Annotated in this window: 14 protein-coding genes and 4 pseudogenes; 9 read left to right on the forward strand and 9 right to left on the reverse strand. The window is 57.3% G+C overall.

What is annotated here, in order from left to right; translation table 11 throughout:
* The first annotated feature begins 847 nt into the window (after window positions 1-847).
* Window positions 848-1,888 (forward strand): plasmid replication initiator TrfA, encoded by a 1,041-nt coding sequence (gene trfA / locus RAE19_RS18590; protein ID WP_313876359.1) that lies wholly within the window; start codon window positions 848-850, stop codon window positions 1,886-1,888.
* Between the two features lie 181 nt (window positions 1,889-2,069).
* On the opposite strand, the pseudogene RAE19_RS18595 reads toward trfA, so the two are convergent.
* Window positions 2,070-2,534, reverse strand: a pseudogene (locus tag RAE19_RS18595) (ATP-binding protein); the annotation flags it as partial.
* A 109-nt stretch (window positions 2,535-2,643) separates the two neighbouring features.
* Here RAE19_RS18595 and tnpA point away from each other — a divergent pair.
* The 4 genes and pseudogenes from tnpA (at window position 2,644) to RAE19_RS18625 (ending at window position 5,712) form a co-directional block, all read left to right on the forward strand.
* Window positions 2,644-3,039, forward strand: a complete 396-nt coding sequence (gene tnpA / locus RAE19_RS18600) for an IS66-like element accessory protein TnpA (protein ID WP_313876360.1) — start codon at window positions 2,644-2,646, stop codon at window positions 3,037-3,039.
* Window positions 3,036-3,383: an IS66 family insertion sequence element accessory protein TnpB gene (gene tnpB, locus RAE19_RS18605; protein ID WP_313876361.1), complete on the forward strand. Its 348-nt coding sequence runs from the start codon at window positions 3,036-3,038 to the stop codon at window positions 3,381-3,383. The genes tnpA and tnpB (RAE19_RS18605) overlap by 4 nt, the downstream gene beginning before the upstream one ends.
* Window positions 3,384-3,469: 86 nt before the next feature.
* Window positions 3,470-5,070 (forward strand): annotated as a pseudogene (gene tnpC, locus RAE19_RS19495) (IS66 family transposase).
* Window positions 5,071-5,121: 51 nt separating this feature from the next.
* Window positions 5,122-5,712, forward strand: a complete 591-nt coding sequence (locus RAE19_RS18625; RefSeq protein ID WP_313876362.1) for a plasmid pRiA4b ORF-3 family protein — start codon at window positions 5,122-5,124, stop codon at window positions 5,710-5,712.
* Here the strand turns inward: RAE19_RS18625 and RAE19_RS18630 are convergent.
* The 5 genes and pseudogenes from RAE19_RS18630 to RAE19_RS18650 form a co-directional block, all read right to left on the reverse strand.
* Entirely contained in the window at window positions 5,682-6,068 is a 387-nt protein-coding gene (locus RAE19_RS18630) for an ATP-binding protein (protein ID WP_313876363.1), read from the reverse strand. The genes RAE19_RS18625 and RAE19_RS18630 overlap by 31 nt on opposite strands.
* A gap of 20 nt (window positions 6,069-6,088) precedes the next feature.
* Window positions 6,089-6,346: pseudogene (locus RAE19_RS18635) on the reverse strand (IS21 family transposase); the annotation flags it as partial.
* Window positions 6,347-6,400: 54 nt separating this feature from the next.
* The gene (gene tnpC / locus RAE19_RS18640) at window positions 6,401-8,002 is read right to left on the reverse strand and encodes an IS66 family transposase (RefSeq protein ID WP_313872998.1); all 1,602 of its coding nucleotides are present in this window, start codon (window positions 8,000-8,002) and stop codon (window positions 6,401-6,403) included.
* Between the two features lie 69 nt (window positions 8,003-8,071).
* Window positions 8,072-8,419, reverse strand: a complete 348-nt coding sequence (tnpB, locus tag RAE19_RS18645) for an IS66 family insertion sequence element accessory protein TnpB (protein WP_313873004.1) — start codon at window positions 8,417-8,419, stop codon at window positions 8,072-8,074.
* A complete protein-coding gene (locus tag RAE19_RS18650) occupies window positions 8,419-8,757 on the reverse strand; it encodes a hypothetical protein (RefSeq protein ID WP_313873005.1) in 339 nt (112 codons plus the stop codon). Before RAE19_RS18650 ends, tnpB (RAE19_RS18645) begins: the two co-directional genes overlap by 1 nt.
* Window positions 8,758-9,043: 286 nt before the next feature.
* Between RAE19_RS18650 and istA the strand changes: the two genes are divergently transcribed.
* A complete protein-coding gene (gene istA, locus RAE19_RS18655; RefSeq protein ID WP_313876364.1) occupies window positions 9,044-10,216 on the forward strand; it encodes an IS21 family transposase in 1,173 nt (390 codons plus the stop codon).
* On the opposite strand, the gene tnpC (RAE19_RS18660) is transcribed toward istA, so the two are convergent.
* The 3 genes from tnpC (RAE19_RS18660) to RAE19_RS18670 all read right to left on the reverse strand — a co-directional run bounded on the left by tnpC (RAE19_RS18660) (window position 10,153) and on the right by RAE19_RS18670 (window position 12,509).
* Window positions 10,153-11,754 carry an IS66 family transposase gene (gene tnpC / locus RAE19_RS18660; protein ID WP_313872998.1) on the reverse strand — a complete coding sequence of 534 codons (1,602 nt, stop codon included), beginning with the start codon at window positions 11,752-11,754 and terminating at the stop codon, window positions 10,153-10,155. The genes istA and tnpC (RAE19_RS18660) overlap by 64 nt on opposite strands.
* Before the next feature lie 69 nt (window positions 11,755-11,823).
* Window positions 11,824-12,171, reverse strand: coding sequence for an IS66 family insertion sequence element accessory protein TnpB (tnpB, locus tag RAE19_RS18665; RefSeq protein WP_313873004.1), 348 nt, complete (start codon window positions 12,169-12,171; stop codon window positions 11,824-11,826).
* Window positions 12,171-12,509: a hypothetical protein gene (locus tag RAE19_RS18670; RefSeq protein WP_313873005.1), complete on the reverse strand. Its 339-nt coding sequence runs from the start codon at window positions 12,507-12,509 to the stop codon at window positions 12,171-12,173. The genes tnpB (RAE19_RS18665) and RAE19_RS18670 overlap by 1 nt, the downstream gene beginning before the upstream one ends.
* A 111-nt stretch (window positions 12,510-12,620) precedes the next feature.
* Between RAE19_RS18670 and RAE19_RS18675 the strand changes: the two genes are divergently transcribed.
* The 3 genes and pseudogenes from RAE19_RS18675 to RAE19_RS18685 form a co-directional block, all read left to right on the forward strand.
* Window positions 12,621-13,088, forward strand: coding sequence for a hypothetical protein (locus tag RAE19_RS18675; RefSeq protein WP_313876365.1), 468 nt, complete (start codon window positions 12,621-12,623; stop codon window positions 13,086-13,088).
* Between the two features lie 21 nt (window positions 13,089-13,109).
* The gene (gene istB / locus RAE19_RS18680; protein WP_313873002.1) at window positions 13,110-13,901 is read left to right on the forward strand and encodes an IS21-like element helper ATPase IstB; all 792 of its coding nucleotides are present in this window, start codon (window positions 13,110-13,112) and stop codon (window positions 13,899-13,901) included.
* A gap of 96 nt (window positions 13,902-13,997) precedes the next feature.
* Window positions 13,998-14,192, forward strand: a pseudogene (locus RAE19_RS18685) (IS3 family transposase); the annotation flags it as partial.
* Window positions 14,193-14,289: the final 97 nt, after the last annotated feature.

Consider the following 14,289-nt stretch of genomic DNA (forward strand, 5'->3'; position numbering starts at 1 on the left):
CAGGACGCAGAGAGATTAAGCACTTGTATTAGCGGACGAACACGATTTAAGAAACGAATTCAAAAAACACATTTATGGAAGAGCTTTCCCAAGAGGGTAAGCACTAACATATAAAAGAGACAGTCCCACTCTATCGTGTTGCAGCGCTAATAGTTTGTTCATTCACCACGTGCAGCGGGATGAGTGCGGCCAGGATCCAAACAAAGTGCGTTTTAGATAGAGAGAAATGGAGGACCAATCAGTCGTGTTGTACCGCTAATAGAAATAAGTCGCTGAAAGAGCCGGCGATGGGATGCCAAATTTCGGTGAAGAGCAGGGTGTGATTAAAAAACAATCAAACTATTAGCGGTACAACACGATAGCGCCAACCGACATCGGTAAGTCCTTTGCTGACGATGCCTGTACAATGAGCAAGCGCTAACTTAACAGAAGGAAATAGGGCGGAAGCGTGTTGCTCCGCTAATGATTTAATGAGCTAGCTGTGGATAAGTGGGGGGCGACTATTAGCGGTGTGTCATTCCGCTAATAGCGCTGTGCTGTTCCGCTAATAGCGATACGACGCTTAGCTAATAGCGGATCAACACTCAAAACCTCTTGAAATCCGCATGAATAGGGCGTTTGCAACCTCCTAAGTCTTCTTAAAGTCTTTCTTAAAGTCTTTGCGATGCCCCTCCGATGAGGTTATTGATCCCAAACAGCCACTTTATAAATTTTCAAAGCCAAAGAAAAAACGTGCTGCTCCGCTAATACTGCCGCTTGACGCATAAGGTTTTGATGCATCTAATCCACAGACGTAACAAATCCGGATGCCATGCGAGCCCTAGCAGATCTACTTCCCGAAGACACGATGCAAGCACATATTGCAAGGGCTGTTAATGCATCTGGAAAAAAGGAAGCGACAAAATCAGCACTGAAACCAGCAACCAAGCCCCGTTCAGTTGCTGAGATCTCGGATAAAAGCAAAGACTTTTTAGCGAAACGGGTTGAGAAAGCCAAAAAAGCATTGGAGGCTGAGACTGCAGAGGAAGTGGTTGTCCGAAGGGTTCCAAGCAGTGCGAGTATCGAGCAACGAGTATTGCAAGCCGTTCTGCCGTTGTGGGACGATGAAAATAGAGCTGTACCAAACCATTTCATCCGCTCGGGGCTATTCACCGTGAACAGCGGTCTTCAGCGCGAGTTCATACCTGACCTAAAAATTGCCTCGCTCTCCAATCTGGACGTACTCTATCGAGGCGAAGAGCTTCATCAGTCAGACCTCACCGTCTGGATGGCATTGATAAACTTGGCTCGAAACAAGCCCTTATCCGAAGGCATTTTCTTCACCGGATATCAGATCGTCACCGACTGCGGCTGGCGTCTGCATTCCGATAGCTACAAGAAAGTCAAAGACGCAATCAAACGATTGAAAGTGACAGCGATATCTATCTCGGCCAAAGGCAATGAGTCAGCCTATACCGGATCGTTGATTCGTGACTATGCGTTCACCGATGCCAATTCAGAAGATGGCGATACAAAGTGGATGGTTCGATTTGAGCCGCGCATATCCGCATTGTTTATGGAAGACACTACGACCTTTCTGCAATGGGAAGAGCGTAAGCGGATCGGACCCCGCGCCAAGCTCGCACAGTGGTTGCACGCCTTCTACTTCTCCCACCGGGGCGACCCACTTCCAAACGCTGTTTCTCGTCTGCACGAGCTGTGCAGATCTAAAGATTCATTGAGTAGCTTCCGACGCAACCTCAAGACCGCATTGATGCACCTCCAGGAGCGCGACTTGCTGGAATCCTTCACGGTCGTGAACGACATGGTTCGAGTAACAAAGTATTCCAAGCCACGCCTTGCGGCGGTAAAGAAGCCTCGTATAACAACGAAGAAAAAAGTAACGTAGTAAATCGCTCAACGTCTCAGTACGGCCTTCCTTGTGTATTCAGGCGACGATGAACGGCGATTCCGGTCAATATGAACGCAGCGGCAGTGAGGGACTGATATTGCGCTCTATTATTTTAGGCCGAGGTGGTTTTTCGGCAGAGTGACTCCTTGTCAGGTTGGTTGATTGGGGCTTTTCTTAATCAACCCGCCGCGGACTCAGCGTTGGCGGTTTTGCCTTTTCCGGGTGCAGGTTTCTTTCGCAACGACTCACCCGTGATCGTGAAGCGATGATGGTTCTCCATTAACCGGTCCAGCATCGCATCGGCCACTGTCGGGTCACCAATCCACTCGTGCCAATGCTCAATGGGCAACTGACTGGTAATGATCGTGGCCCGACTTGATGTCCTGTCATCAATGATCTCCAGCAAGTCCGCCCGGCTCTGGCTGTCCAGCGCCGTCATGCCCCAGTCATCGAGCAGCAGGACATCGGTTTTGCGGATCTGATCGAGCCACTTGCCAAACGTGCCGTTGGCATGGCGGATACGCAATTCCTCCCCCAGTCGTGGCACCCGCTGGTAGTGGGCACTGAAGCCCCGCCGGCACGCATGTTGGGCCAACGCACATGCCAGCCAGGATTTACCCGCCCCGGTCGGCCCCGTAATCAGCGTAATAGCTCGGCGAATACCGTTCTTGCGCAGACCTGAGCTGGTGGGCAGTATGGGCAGCAGTTGCACTCCATTGGAGGTGTGCACTTAACTGGCCAGAGTGCACACCATGCAAGAGTTGAATTTGTCCCCGGTCATTACTACAAAGCGCAGGCACAGTGCTGCCTTCAAGCGCAAGATTCTTGAGCTGGTCGAGCAACCTGGCGCGTCGGTGGCCGCAGTGGCGCTGGAGCATGGCGTCAATGCCAACTTGGTATTCAAGTGGCGCAAGGCCAAACTTGATCGCAGGCGTCCTCCGCGGGCGATGCATCTACCAGTGCTGCTGCCGGTGTCCGTTGATCCTCAAGAATCGCCTTTAACGGTGCCGACACCTGAGCCCGAAAGATCTGCGCGTAAAGAGGGTGTCATTGAGGTCGAAATTGGTGGTGCCCGCGTGCTGTTGCGTGGCTGCGTTGATCCGGTCAATGTGCGCAGCGTCCTGTTGGCACTTCGGGATTGCGCATGATTGGCTTGCCCGCGGGAACGCGGATTTGGCTGGCTGCAGGCCTCACCGACATGCGTCGTGGCTTTGATGGTCTGGCCGCCCTTGCGCAAGGCGCCCTGGAACAAGATCCTTTTAGCGGCCATGTCTTTGTGTTCCGGGGGCGGCGCGGTGACCTCGTGAAGTTACTCTGGTGGGATGGACAGGGCTTGTGCCTGTTTGCCAAGCGGCTGGAAAAAGGCCGCTTCATATGGCCACAGGCGTTGAGTGGCTCAGTGGTGCTGACACCGGCACAACTGTCCATGCTGCTCGAAGGAATTGACTGGCGAATGCCGGTTCGCACGACCCAACCGACGCTCGCAATGTAGGCGGTTTTTACTGCACAAATGGGGTAATCGGTTGACAGTGAAAGTCCTCTGTTGCGTTGAGGATTTCGCTGGCAAAGTGGTGTCCCATGAGTTCAGACACGCAGCTGCAAACCATCGAGAGCCTCAAGCAGCGTGACCTGGAAATACGGGCTTTGCGTCTGGCCAATGAGAAGATGAAAGTGGAACTCACCCACCTCAGGCGCATGCGGTACGGGCGCTCCAGCGAGAAAATGGATGCAGCCCAATCCCAACTCGAACTGTTGAGCGCAGCCCTCGCACCAGTGGTTCCGGTTATCGCCCTGAGTGAAGACACAAATGGTGATGCGACTGGCAGCAATGTTGCTGACCTTGATGGTGAGCGCAAGAAGCGCCGTACGAAATCCGCAAAGCCAGCACAGCCTGGATTGCCTGAGCATCTTCCACGCGAAGACGTGGTCCACAGCGCATGCGCCGCTGATTGCAAATGCGGTGCATGTGGAACGGGCCTGCAGCAAATTGGACAGGACGTCTCTGAGGTGCTGGACTATGAACCCGGCAGCTTCAAAGTCATTCGCCACATCCGCCCGAAGTTTGCCTGCACCCAATGCCACACGGTGACCCAGGCGGCAGCACCAGCCCGTCCGATTGATCGTTGCATGGCCGGCGCCGGTTTGATTGCCCATGTGATGGTCAGCAAATACGCCGACCACTGCCCCCTGTACCGGCAAAGCCAGATTAGTGCGCGCGAAGACGTTATCCTGTCGCCTTCCACCCTGTGTGGTTGGGTGGGCAACGGTGCGGCACTGATCACGCCCCTGGCTCAGGCTCTAGGGCGTTATGTGCTGAAAGGCTACAAGGTCCACAGCGATGACACCCCGACACGGGCACTAGGCGCAGGCAAAGGGCGGGCTCACCTGGCAGGCTCTGGACGTATGTCCGGGATGATCGTGACTGGGGAGACGATGCGCATCCAGCTGTATGGTTCCAATACTCAGAAGACCGTCGAGGCGAACACCCCAGGCAGCACCTCAAGGGGTTTCGCGGTGTGCTGCAGGTAGATGCGTACGCCGGGTACAACTCGCTCTTTAACGATGGGCGCGTGATTGAAGCTGCATGCTGGGCGCACGCGAGGCGGAAATACTTCGAAGTCCATAAACAACAGGAGCTTTTACCCGGCACCTTGGCGCACCAGGCATTGCAACGCATTGCCAGAATCTATACGGTGGAGTCTGACATCCGAGGACAGAGCGCGGAGCTGCGAAGAAGTCAAAGGCAGCTGAGAACGCGTCCGGTGCTGGAGGAAATGCACGAGTGGCTGCAGGCAGCACTCGGTCTTATCTCGGCCAAATCACCCATGGCGCAAGCAATCGGCTACAGCCTGAGCAACTGGCGGGCGTTGATGCGATTCCTTGATGATGGCCGCATCGAGGCGGACAACAACATCGCAGAGCGGTCCCTTAGAGGCTGCGCTCTTGGCCGCAAAAACTATTTGCACTTTGGTTCTGATGGCGGTGGCCATACGGCCGCAGTGATCTACTCGCTGATTGGCACGGCAAAGTTGAACGGAATCAACCCGCAAGCCTACTTGCGCTATGTGCTGGAGCGCATTGCCGCCCATCCGATCAACCGGATCGATGAGCTACTGCCCTGGGCGGTGTCCAAGCACCTCGGGCGCAGTGTGGTCGAACCCATGCCTTTGGTGGCCTGAGAGAAATTCTGGCGTTGCCGGTGAAGCGCCACGAATGCGAGAATCAATCGCATGACTGCACAGCTTTTTAAACTCCCTGCAAAGTCCCGTTCCCGGTCCACGAAGTCCTACCAACTCCGGGTGGAACTCAAAGGCGTAAAGCCTGCCGTGTGGCGACGTATCGCCGTTCCCAGCACCATCAAGCTCTCCAGGCTGCATCACATCCTGTTGGCGGTGATGGGCTGGCAGGGTGGGCACCTGCATGAATTCAACTTCGTTGACGCGATTTATGGTGATGCAGACGAGGAACTGGAATCCGGCGTGGAGGATGAGTCCCGCGTATCCCTGGTGAAAGCCCTGGCAGGTTCAGCTTCATTCACCTGGGTCTATGACTATGGCGACTTCTGGGCCCATAAGGTCAAACTGGAGCGCATCGTGGATCTGGGTGTGCCACTGGAAACGGCAATGTGCATCACCGGTGCAAACGCCTGCCCACCAGAGGACATTGGCGGTGCACCAGGCTATGAAGAATTCCTGGAAGCCATCCGTGACCCACAGCACCCGGAACACCAGTCCATGATGGATCACTGTGGTGGGAAATTCGATCCCCGTGAGTTTGACCCGATGCAAGCTCAGGAACGCCTGGACGTCATCAGCATCTGATTGCCGGCGCCGTCAAGTACGGTAGTCACCGAGCTATTACTAATCAGCACAGCATGTCCGCTTTGCACCCACCCGCCCAGGGCCAGACTCATCACTGCACTGCGTTGAATGCCGCGCCCGGCGCGGCTGTCAATGTCTTCGATAGCCGCTTGCGGATACTTCAGCCTAGCCTGTTTCAACAGGCGGGTTTGGCGCTTGTCATTGCGCCAGTGCACCTCCCTGTCTACCAATAGCGCCAACCGCTCTTCAAAGCTCATGGCCGCCACGCCTGCTTGACTGAGCTGCTCCTGCAGCCCCGTGGCCAAGCCCTCCAGCCTCAATTCACGCAGTTGGGCCAATGTCGTATTCATCATCATGGGGTTCTCTCCATTCGTCTCTATTGGTAATAGCCAGGCCCGCGCACGTGAGCATGTGCCGGGCTGCTCCACTCGGGGGCCTCGGTCTTAAGCAACTGATCCCCGCGGTTGACCAGGATGTCGCGGATATGGCTGTATTTGCAGGTGCCCAACTGCAGCGCCATCAAGCTCGCCGCTTCCAGCCTGGCATGGCCGTATCGGCGCCCCAGGGAGAGCAAACCCAAGCAGGCCCGGTAGGCATGTTCAGGGTGGCGCTGGCGCTCCAGCGTCTGGCCCACCAGTGCATGTGGAACGCTATAGCGGTGTAACCGGTCACTGTCCGGCGTTATTGCCTACGTTACCAAACCGTGTAATGGTGAACGCAATGGATTCTCGGCGAAGTGCTGCTTCCATTGACGAGGCGTCAGTTCTGAAACTCTGGAGGCGGGGTGGTGGCCTACGCGTTGCAAGACATCAACCAGGTAGGTGTAGGGGTCAATGTCATGTAAACGGCATGTCACGATCAGGCTCTGCATGATGCCCGCGCGCTTGGCGCCCACCTCCGTCCAGCAGAATAACCAATTGCGCCTGCCCATTGGTATCGCGCGCAAGGCGCGTTCCAGATGGTTCGTATCCATGGCCACATCCGCATCGCCCAGAAACACCTGCAGTTGCGCGCGGCGCTCGCGTGCATAGGCCAATGCCTTGGTCAACGGATTGCTGGGCAGGAAGCCTTGCCGCTCGAACTGCAAATCCACCCATTCAAAGAAGTTCTGCACCAGCGGTTTGCTGTGGCTTAGACGGTGCTCTCGTTTGGCATCCCCGTAGAGGTCACGTTCACGAATGGCTTCTTCCTGGGCGTAAATCTCGCCAATTTGCTGCAGCGCCTGGCCAGCGGCCTGTGGCTCGGCCCCTAGAGCTTCAAAGAAGCCACGCCTGCAGTGCGCCCAGCATTGGGCATGCGTAATGCCGGTCTTGGCAGCGTAACGTGCATAGGCCTCATAGCCGTCAGTGAGCAACACGGCATCTGTGGCCCCTGGCAGCCCCAATGCCTGCTGTACGTGCTCGTGGCGGCGCGACTCGAAATAGGCAAAGCACACCTCATCGAGTTCGCCGTACACAGGCCAGAAGTAGGCCGCCTTCATCTTGCCGGGCCCACTGCGCCCGGCCTTGATGGGGGTCTCGTCCATTGCCTTGACCCGGCTGTTGCGGATCGACTCGAGCTGCGTGTCGTAAATCGGCTCCAGCAGGGAAATGGTCTTTTGCGCCAGTTGCGTCAGCCACGCCCGGCTGAGTTTGAAGCCCGCTTGGCTCAGGCGCTGGTGCTGCCGGTACAGCGGAATGTGCCAGGCAAACTTGTCAACAACAACGCCTGCGAGCAAGCTCACGTCAGCGCGGCTGCCCTCAATGATGCCTGTTGGCGCGCCCGCACAGTGCAGGGTTTGCGTGTCGTGGCGCTTGATGACAGAGCGCACATACTTCAGCACCACATAGGCACCGGGGCGCTGTGCCAAGCGGTGGCTGACCTTCTGGCTGACAACCTCGTACTGATCGGGCGAGAGGTCTTTGGTCTCGGGGTTGGCCAGCTCGATGGTGTGCACGGGCACCTTGGTTTCGTCAAAGAACGATGCGGGCGTGCCCTCGTCGGCAAAGTTGCTGCGGGGTTTGCGTCGCTGGTGTGCAGGGATGGTGTTGGAGTCGGAGTCGGCTTCGGGCGCATCAGTGGCAGGGAGGTCGCCCAGGAGTTGCCCCAGGTGCATTTGCTGCGCATCGGGCAAGGGTGCAAAGCGCTCGCTCTTCTTGCCAAAGAGTTGGCGTTTGAACCATTCGAGCTGCTGCTCCAGCGCGCTGATGCTGGCGGCCTGTGCTTGCAGTGTCTGCGCGATGCTCTGCGGCGACAGCCCCATGACCGTTTCGACGGTAAATGTGGGAGTGCTGGTATTGGGCATCGACATGGGCCTTATCTTGCGGCCTTTAGGGACAAAGCAAAAGAGTGCTTCTCCGGATTGAAAATGGGCACATCGTCACCTCCGCGCAGGGTGTTGGTAGCGTTTGTGGCGTCGGCGCACTTCGATGCCTTCGAGCATCAGTTTGAGCGCCGTGCAGTCGATCTCGCCACTGCCGCCTTGAACGCCTTTACGGGAGAACTTGCCGCTCTCCAAACGCTTGCACCACAGGCACCAGCCGCTGCGGTCAAAGTACAGCACCTTCATCTGTGTTTGCCGCCGGTTGATGAAAACAAACATGTGTCCGGCCAGCACATCCACTTCAAACCCCTGGCGTGCCAGAGCGTACAAGCCGTCGTAGGACTGGCGCATATCGGCAGCTTGGCCATACAGGAACACGCGAATGCGGCCCTCGGGAAAGAACATTACCGGCGTACCAGATGCAAACTCATGCCCGAGCCGAGTTCGATGCGTAACTCCATGGCTCCATTGCCGCTGCCGTGCACTCCAGCAAGGTCGCCCAGATCAACGAACGCCGCCTTCGGCACGGTGGTGGGGGCTACCTTGTTCGTTCGCAGCGGGGACGCGATTCCCCTCTGTTTATTCCTAAGCGTGCGTCGGCGAGCAAGGCTGCTGCGACTGATGCCTTCGCGGCTGCAAAATTCATCTATCGTCAATCCAGCGCGGTCAAAACGATCCAGTACCTCAGCCCAAGTCTGTTCACTCAACACTGCACGCCTGAGCACGCTCTGCGTCTCTTCCATATCCGACCCCGTCCTGTTTGTTGATCAGGGCGCATTCTTTGGTACCTGCAATCAGTTCGCAAGAACGCCGGACAGTGACCGGTTACGAGGCAATGGCCCGTTGGCATGGTGTCACTTTTCACCACATACAGGCCAATTGGTTTTCGGCACATAGGAGCCAGAGCGTTTTCGGCACATATAGGCCATTTGGTTTTCGTCATATAGGAGCCAGCCGGGGGATTGGACGGGCATCTCGAACGCGACGTAACTGTCGTTACCTTCTGAATTTTTTGTTCAGGAGTAACGGATGGGTCGCAGAAAGATCGAGATGCATGAATACAGAAACGTTTTAATCAGACTACGCGCCGGTGACGGCGATCGCGAGATCGCGCGTCTGGGCCTTATGGGCCGGGTCAAGGTGGCGAGCTTTCGCGAACACGCCCGCAGCTTGGGCTGGTTGGAGGCTGAGCTGCCGCTGCCCGAACCCGAAGTTATTGCCCTGAGTCTGTGCGCAGCGGCCAAGCGCCCATCCAGCACGGTCTCCAAAGCCCACCCATGGCGCGAACAAGTGGCGCGCTGGATGGCTGCCGGGGTTGAGGGCGTAGCCATTCATGCCGCGTTGGTGCGCGAGCACCAGTTCTGCGGCAGCTACTCCTCTGTCTATCGCATCATGCGTGACATTGCCAAGGCACAGCCGCGTACCGATCTCACTGTGAGACTGAGCTTCAAGCCCGGCGAAGCCGCTCAGGTTGACTTTGGCGCGGGGCCATTTTTGGTGCATCCGGATGGACAGCGTAGGCGCACCTGGGCCTTTGTTATGACCTTGTGTCACAGCCGCCATCAGTATGTGGAATTCGTCTGGGACCAAACGGTGGCCACATGGCTGGGCTGCCACCGCCGTGCCTTTGAGTGGTTTGGCGGTGTGCCCGAGCGCGTGATCATCGACAACGCCAAGTGCGCCATCATCAAGGCTTGCCGATTTGACCCGCAGGTGCAGCGCTCCTATGCCGAGTGCGCTGAAGGTTATGAATTCAAGATTGACCCGTGCCCGCCGCACGATCCGCAGAAGAAGGGTATCGTGGAGTCGGGCGTCAAATACGTCAAGCGTAACTTCCTGTCTACCCGCGAATTCCGTGATCTGGCGGACCTTAATGCACAGGCGCAGGCGTGGGTATTGCAGGAAGCCGGTGTGCGCATTCACGGCACCACCCGCCAGCAGCCCATGGATTTGTTTGCGCTGGAGCGGGCCTTGCTCAAGCCGCTTCCACCGCAGGCGCCGGACTTGGGCGTTTGGCAGTGCGTGACGCTGCACCGCGACTGCCACGTCAAGTTTGACTACAAGCTGTATTCCGCCCCCTTTGCGCTGGTGGGCAAAGAGCTGTGGCTACGTAACCGGTCACTGTCCGGCGTTATTGCCTACGTTACCAAACCGTGTAATGGTGAACGCAATGGATTCTCGGCGAAGTGCTGCTTCCATTGACGAGGCGTCAGTTCTGAAACTCTGGAGGCGGGGTGGTGGCCTACGCGTTGCAAGACATCAACCAGGTAGGTGTAGGGGTCAATGTCATGTAAACGGCATGTCACGATCAGGCTCTGCATGATGCCCGCGCGCTTGGCGCCCACCTCCGTCCAGCAGAATAACCAATTGCGCCTGCCCATTGGTATCGCGCGCAAGGCGCGTTCCAGATGGTTCGTATCCATGGCCACATCCGCATCGCCCAGAAACACCTGCAGTTGCGCGCGGCGCTCGCGTGCATAGGCCAATGCCTTGGTCAACGGATTGCTGGGCAGGAAGCCTTGCCGCTCGAACTGCAAATCCACCCATTCAAAGAAGTTCTGCACCAGCGGTTTGCTGTGGCTTAGACGGTGCTCTCGTTTGGCATCCCCGTAGAGGTCACGTTCACGAATGGCTTCTTCCTGGGCGTAAATCTCGCCAATTTGCTGCAGCGCCTGGCCAGCGGCCTGTGGCTCGGCCCCTAGAGCTTCAAAGAAGCCACGCCTGCAGTGCGCCCAGCATTGGGCATGCGTAATGCCGGTCTTGGCAGCGTAACGTGCATAGGCCTCATAGCCGTCAGTGAGCAACACGGCATCTGTGGCCCCTGGCAGCCCCAATGCCTGCTGTACGTGCTCGTGGCGGCGCGACTCGAAATAGGCAAAGCACACCTCATCGAGTTCGCCGTACACAGGCCAGAAGTAGGCCGCCTTCATCTTGCCGGGCCCACTGCGCCCGGCCTTGATGGGGGTCTCGTCCATTGCCTTGACCCGGCTGTTGCGGATCGACTCGAGCTGCGTGTCGTAAATCGGCTCCAGCAGGGAAATGGTCTTTTGCGCCAGTTGCGTCAGCCACGCCCGGCTGAGTTTGAAGCCCGCTTGGCTCAGGCGCTGGTGCTGCCGGTACAGCGGAATGTGCCAGGCAAACTTGTCAACAACAACGCCTGCGAGCAAGCTCACGTCAGCGCGGCTGCCCTCAATGATGCCTGTTGGCGCGCCCGCACAGTGCAGGGTTTGCGTGTCGTGGCGCTTGATGACAGAGCGCACATACTTCAGCACCACATAGGCACCGGGGCGCTGTGCCAAGCGGTGGCTGACCTTCTGGCTGACAACCTCGTACTGATCGGGCGAGAGGTCTTTGGTCTCGGGGTTGGCCAGCTCGATGGTGTGCACGGGCACCTTGGTTTCGTCAAAGAACGATGCGGGCGTGCCCTCGTCGGCAAAGTTGCTGCGGGGTTTGCGTCGCTGGTGTGCAGGGATGGTGTTGGAGTCGGAGTCGGCTTCGGGCGCATCAGTGGCAGGGAGGTCGCCCAGGAGTTGCCCCAGGTGCATTTGCTGCGCATCGGGCAAGGGTGCAAAGCGCTCGCTCTTCTTGCCAAAGAGTTGGCGTTTGAACCATTCGAGCTGCTGCTCCAGCGCGCTGATGCTGGCGGCCTGTGCTTGCAGTGTCTGCGCGATGCTCTGCGGCGACAGCCCCATGACCGTTTCGACGGTAAATGTGGGAGTGCTGGTATTGGGCATCGACATGGGCCTTATCTTGCGGCCTTTAGGGACAAAGCAAAAGAGTGCTTCTCCGGATTGAAAATGGGCACATCGTCACCTCCGCGCAGGGTGTTGGTAGCGTTTGTGGCGTCGGCGCACTTCGATGCCTTCGAGCATCAGTTTGAGCGCCGTGCAGTCGATCTCGCCACTGCCGCCTTGAACGCCTTTACGGGAGAACTTGCCGCTCTCCAAACGCTTGCACCACAGGCACCAGCCGCTGCGGTCAAAGTACAGCACCTTCATCTGTGTTTGCCGCCGGTTGATGAAAACAAACATGTGTCCGGCCAGCACATCCACTTCAAACCCCTGGCGTGCCAGAGCGTACAAGCCGTCGTAGGACTGGCGCATATCGGCAGCTTGGCCATACAGGAACACGCGAATGCGGCCCTCGGGAAAGAACATTACCGGCGTACCAGATGCAAACTCATGCCCGAGCCGAGTTCGATGCGTAACTCCATGGCTCCATTGCCGCTGCCGTGCACTCCAGCAAGGTCGCCCAGATCAACGAACGCCGCCTTCGGCACGGTGGTGGGGGCTACCTTGTTCGTTCGCAGCGGGGACGCGATTCCCCTCTGTTTATTCCTAAGCGTGCGTCGGCGAGCAAGGCTGCTGCGACTGATGCCTTCGCGGCTGCAAAATTCATCTATCGTCAATCCAGCGCGGTCAAAACGATCCAGTACCTCAGCCCAAGTCTGTTCACTCAACACTGCACGCCTGAGCACGCTCTGCGTCTCTTCCATATCCGACCCCGTCCTGTTTGTTGATCAGGGCGCATTCTTTGGTACCTGCAATCAGTTCGCAAGAACGCCGGACAGTGACCGGTTACGTGGCTACGTGCCACCGATAACTGCGTGACTTTGTTTGATGACTACCGATTGGTGGCAACCCATGCGCGGGGACAGCGTCCCGGTGAACGCCTCACGACCAAAGACCACTTGCCACCCGAGGCACAACTCTTCTTTGCCCGTGACCGCGAGTGGCTGGGTACCCAAGCGCTGCAAATCGGACCGTACTGTCAGCAGGTTATTGACTGGCTACTGAGTGACCGGATTCTGGAGCGATTGCGCGCAGCTCAGGGTGTGATTGGTCTGGCAAAGACCTACAGCGCCCAGCGTGTTGAGCTCGCCTGCCGACGTGCCATGGCCCACAACAGTCCGTATTACCGCACTGTCAAGACCATCCTGAGCAGTAATTCCGACCGGCTACCGATGCCTGATCACAGCATCGTGCCTACCTATGCAAAGGCCCGGTTTGTCCGCGACGCCGCAAGCCTCTTCACCCCCGATACCCACAACCCGCAGCAGGATTTGCTGCATTAACTATCCAGGAGACCATCCCAAATGACACCCATCCCCGAACTCGTTCCACATCTCAAGCAGTTGCGCTTGTCCGGTATTCTGGATTCGCTGGACGCCAGAAACCGCCAGGCGATTGAATCGAAGTTGGCCTATACGGAGTTCCTGGCCATCCTGATGGGCGATGAAGTGGCCCGCCGGGAGCAGAACAGTTTCAGTACCCGCCTGCGCCGGGCCCAGTTCCGCTCCACCAAAACGCTGGAGCAGTTTGACTTCGAGCGGCTACCCCAACTCAACCGCGCGCTGGTGCATGACCTGGCCACCGGGCGCTACGTGCGGGAGTGTTCTCCGGTATTGATTGTTGGCCCTAGTGGAACCGGCAAGAGTCATCTTGCGCAGGCCTTGGGCCATTGTGCGATCCGTCAGGGCGTGGATGTGCTGTTTACCAACTGCTCGGCACTCACGCAGTCACTGCACGCCGCGCGCGCCACCAACGCCTACGAGCGCAAGCTGCAGACCTTGAGTCGCATTCCGGTACTCATCATTGATGACTTCGGACTCAAGCCTCTGCGTGCGCCGGCCGACGAAGACCTGCATGAACTCATTGCCGAGCGCTACGAGCGCACTGCCACCATCGTCACCAGCAATCTGGACTTTACTGAATGGGATCAGGCATTCCCAGTCAACCCGCTCTTGGCATCCGCAACCTTGGACCGCTTACGTCACAACGCATACTGCCTGGTGCTTGATGGCCAGTCCTATCGGGCGCCACGCCAGATGCCGACCACCATGCCGACAAAAACAAAGAATTCAACGCAACAAAAAGACGTCAAATAAAGGCAAAATCCATACCCGAGTGATGTCCGTCAGACACCCTCCGGCTGGTCTCTATATGCCGAAAATCACTGGCTCCTATATGCCGCAAAGTGACACATGGTTTGTGAGGTGCGGGAAATAAGTGCCAGTGGGTACTTCAACTGGCTGCGGCGCAGTCAATCGCAAACCCCAAGGCCTGGCGCACGCCACAGTGATAAAGCCTTGCTTGCCCACATGCGGGCAATACAGGCCGAGGTCAAAGGTGAATATGGCTGGCCGCGCATGCACAAAGAGTTGCTGGCACGTGGCATTGTCAAACGCAGTCTCGATTTGATACAACTGTGGAACGCAAACGCGGCGTGGATTTGATACACCGTTATGTGGGGTGATTGGTTGTTTTGTCTTTGCT

The organism is Rhodoferax potami (assembly GCF_032193805.1).
Lineage (GTDB): Bacteria > Pseudomonadota > Gammaproteobacteria > Burkholderiales > Burkholderiaceae_C > Allorhodoferax > Allorhodoferax potami_A.

Bases quoted from the DNA above. Each gene is read 5' to 3' on its own strand.
- trfA (WP_313876359.1), top strand. From the start codon at position 848: ATGCAAGCACATATTGCAAGGGCTGTTAATGCATCTGGAAAAAAGGAA.
- tnpA (WP_313876360.1), top strand. From the start codon at position 2,644: ATGCAAGAGTTGAATTTGTCCCCGGTCATTACTACAAAGCGCAGGCAC.
- tnpB (WP_313876361.1), top strand. From the start codon at position 3,036: ATGATTGGCTTGCCCGCGGGAACGCGGATTTGGCTGGCTGCAGGCCTC.
- RAE19_RS18625 (WP_313876362.1), top strand. From the start codon at position 5,122: ATGACTGCACAGCTTTTTAAACTCCCTGCAAAGTCCCGTTCCCGGTCC.
- RAE19_RS18630 (WP_313876363.1), bottom strand. From the start codon at position 6,068: ATGATGATGAATACGACATTGGCCCAACTGCGTGAATTGAGGCTGGAG.
- tnpC (WP_313872998.1), bottom strand. From the start codon at position 8,002: ATGTCGATGCCCAATACCAGCACTCCCACATTTACCGTCGAAACGGTC.
- tnpB (WP_313873004.1), bottom strand. From the start codon at position 8,419: ATGTTCTTTCCCGAGGGCCGCATTCGCGTGTTCCTGTATGGCCAAGCT.
- RAE19_RS18650 (WP_313873005.1), bottom strand. From the start codon at position 8,757: ATGGAAGAGACGCAGAGCGTGCTCAGGCGTGCAGTGTTGAGTGAACAG.
- istA (WP_313876364.1), top strand. From the start codon at position 9,044: ATGGGTCGCAGAAAGATCGAGATGCATGAATACAGAAACGTTTTAATC.
- tnpC (WP_313872998.1), bottom strand. From the start codon at position 11,754: ATGTCGATGCCCAATACCAGCACTCCCACATTTACCGTCGAAACGGTC.
- tnpB (WP_313873004.1), bottom strand. From the start codon at position 12,171: ATGTTCTTTCCCGAGGGCCGCATTCGCGTGTTCCTGTATGGCCAAGCT.
- RAE19_RS18670 (WP_313873005.1), bottom strand. From the start codon at position 12,509: ATGGAAGAGACGCAGAGCGTGCTCAGGCGTGCAGTGTTGAGTGAACAG.
- istB (WP_313873002.1), top strand. From the start codon at position 13,110: ATGACACCCATCCCCGAACTCGTTCCACATCTCAAGCAGTTGCGCTTG.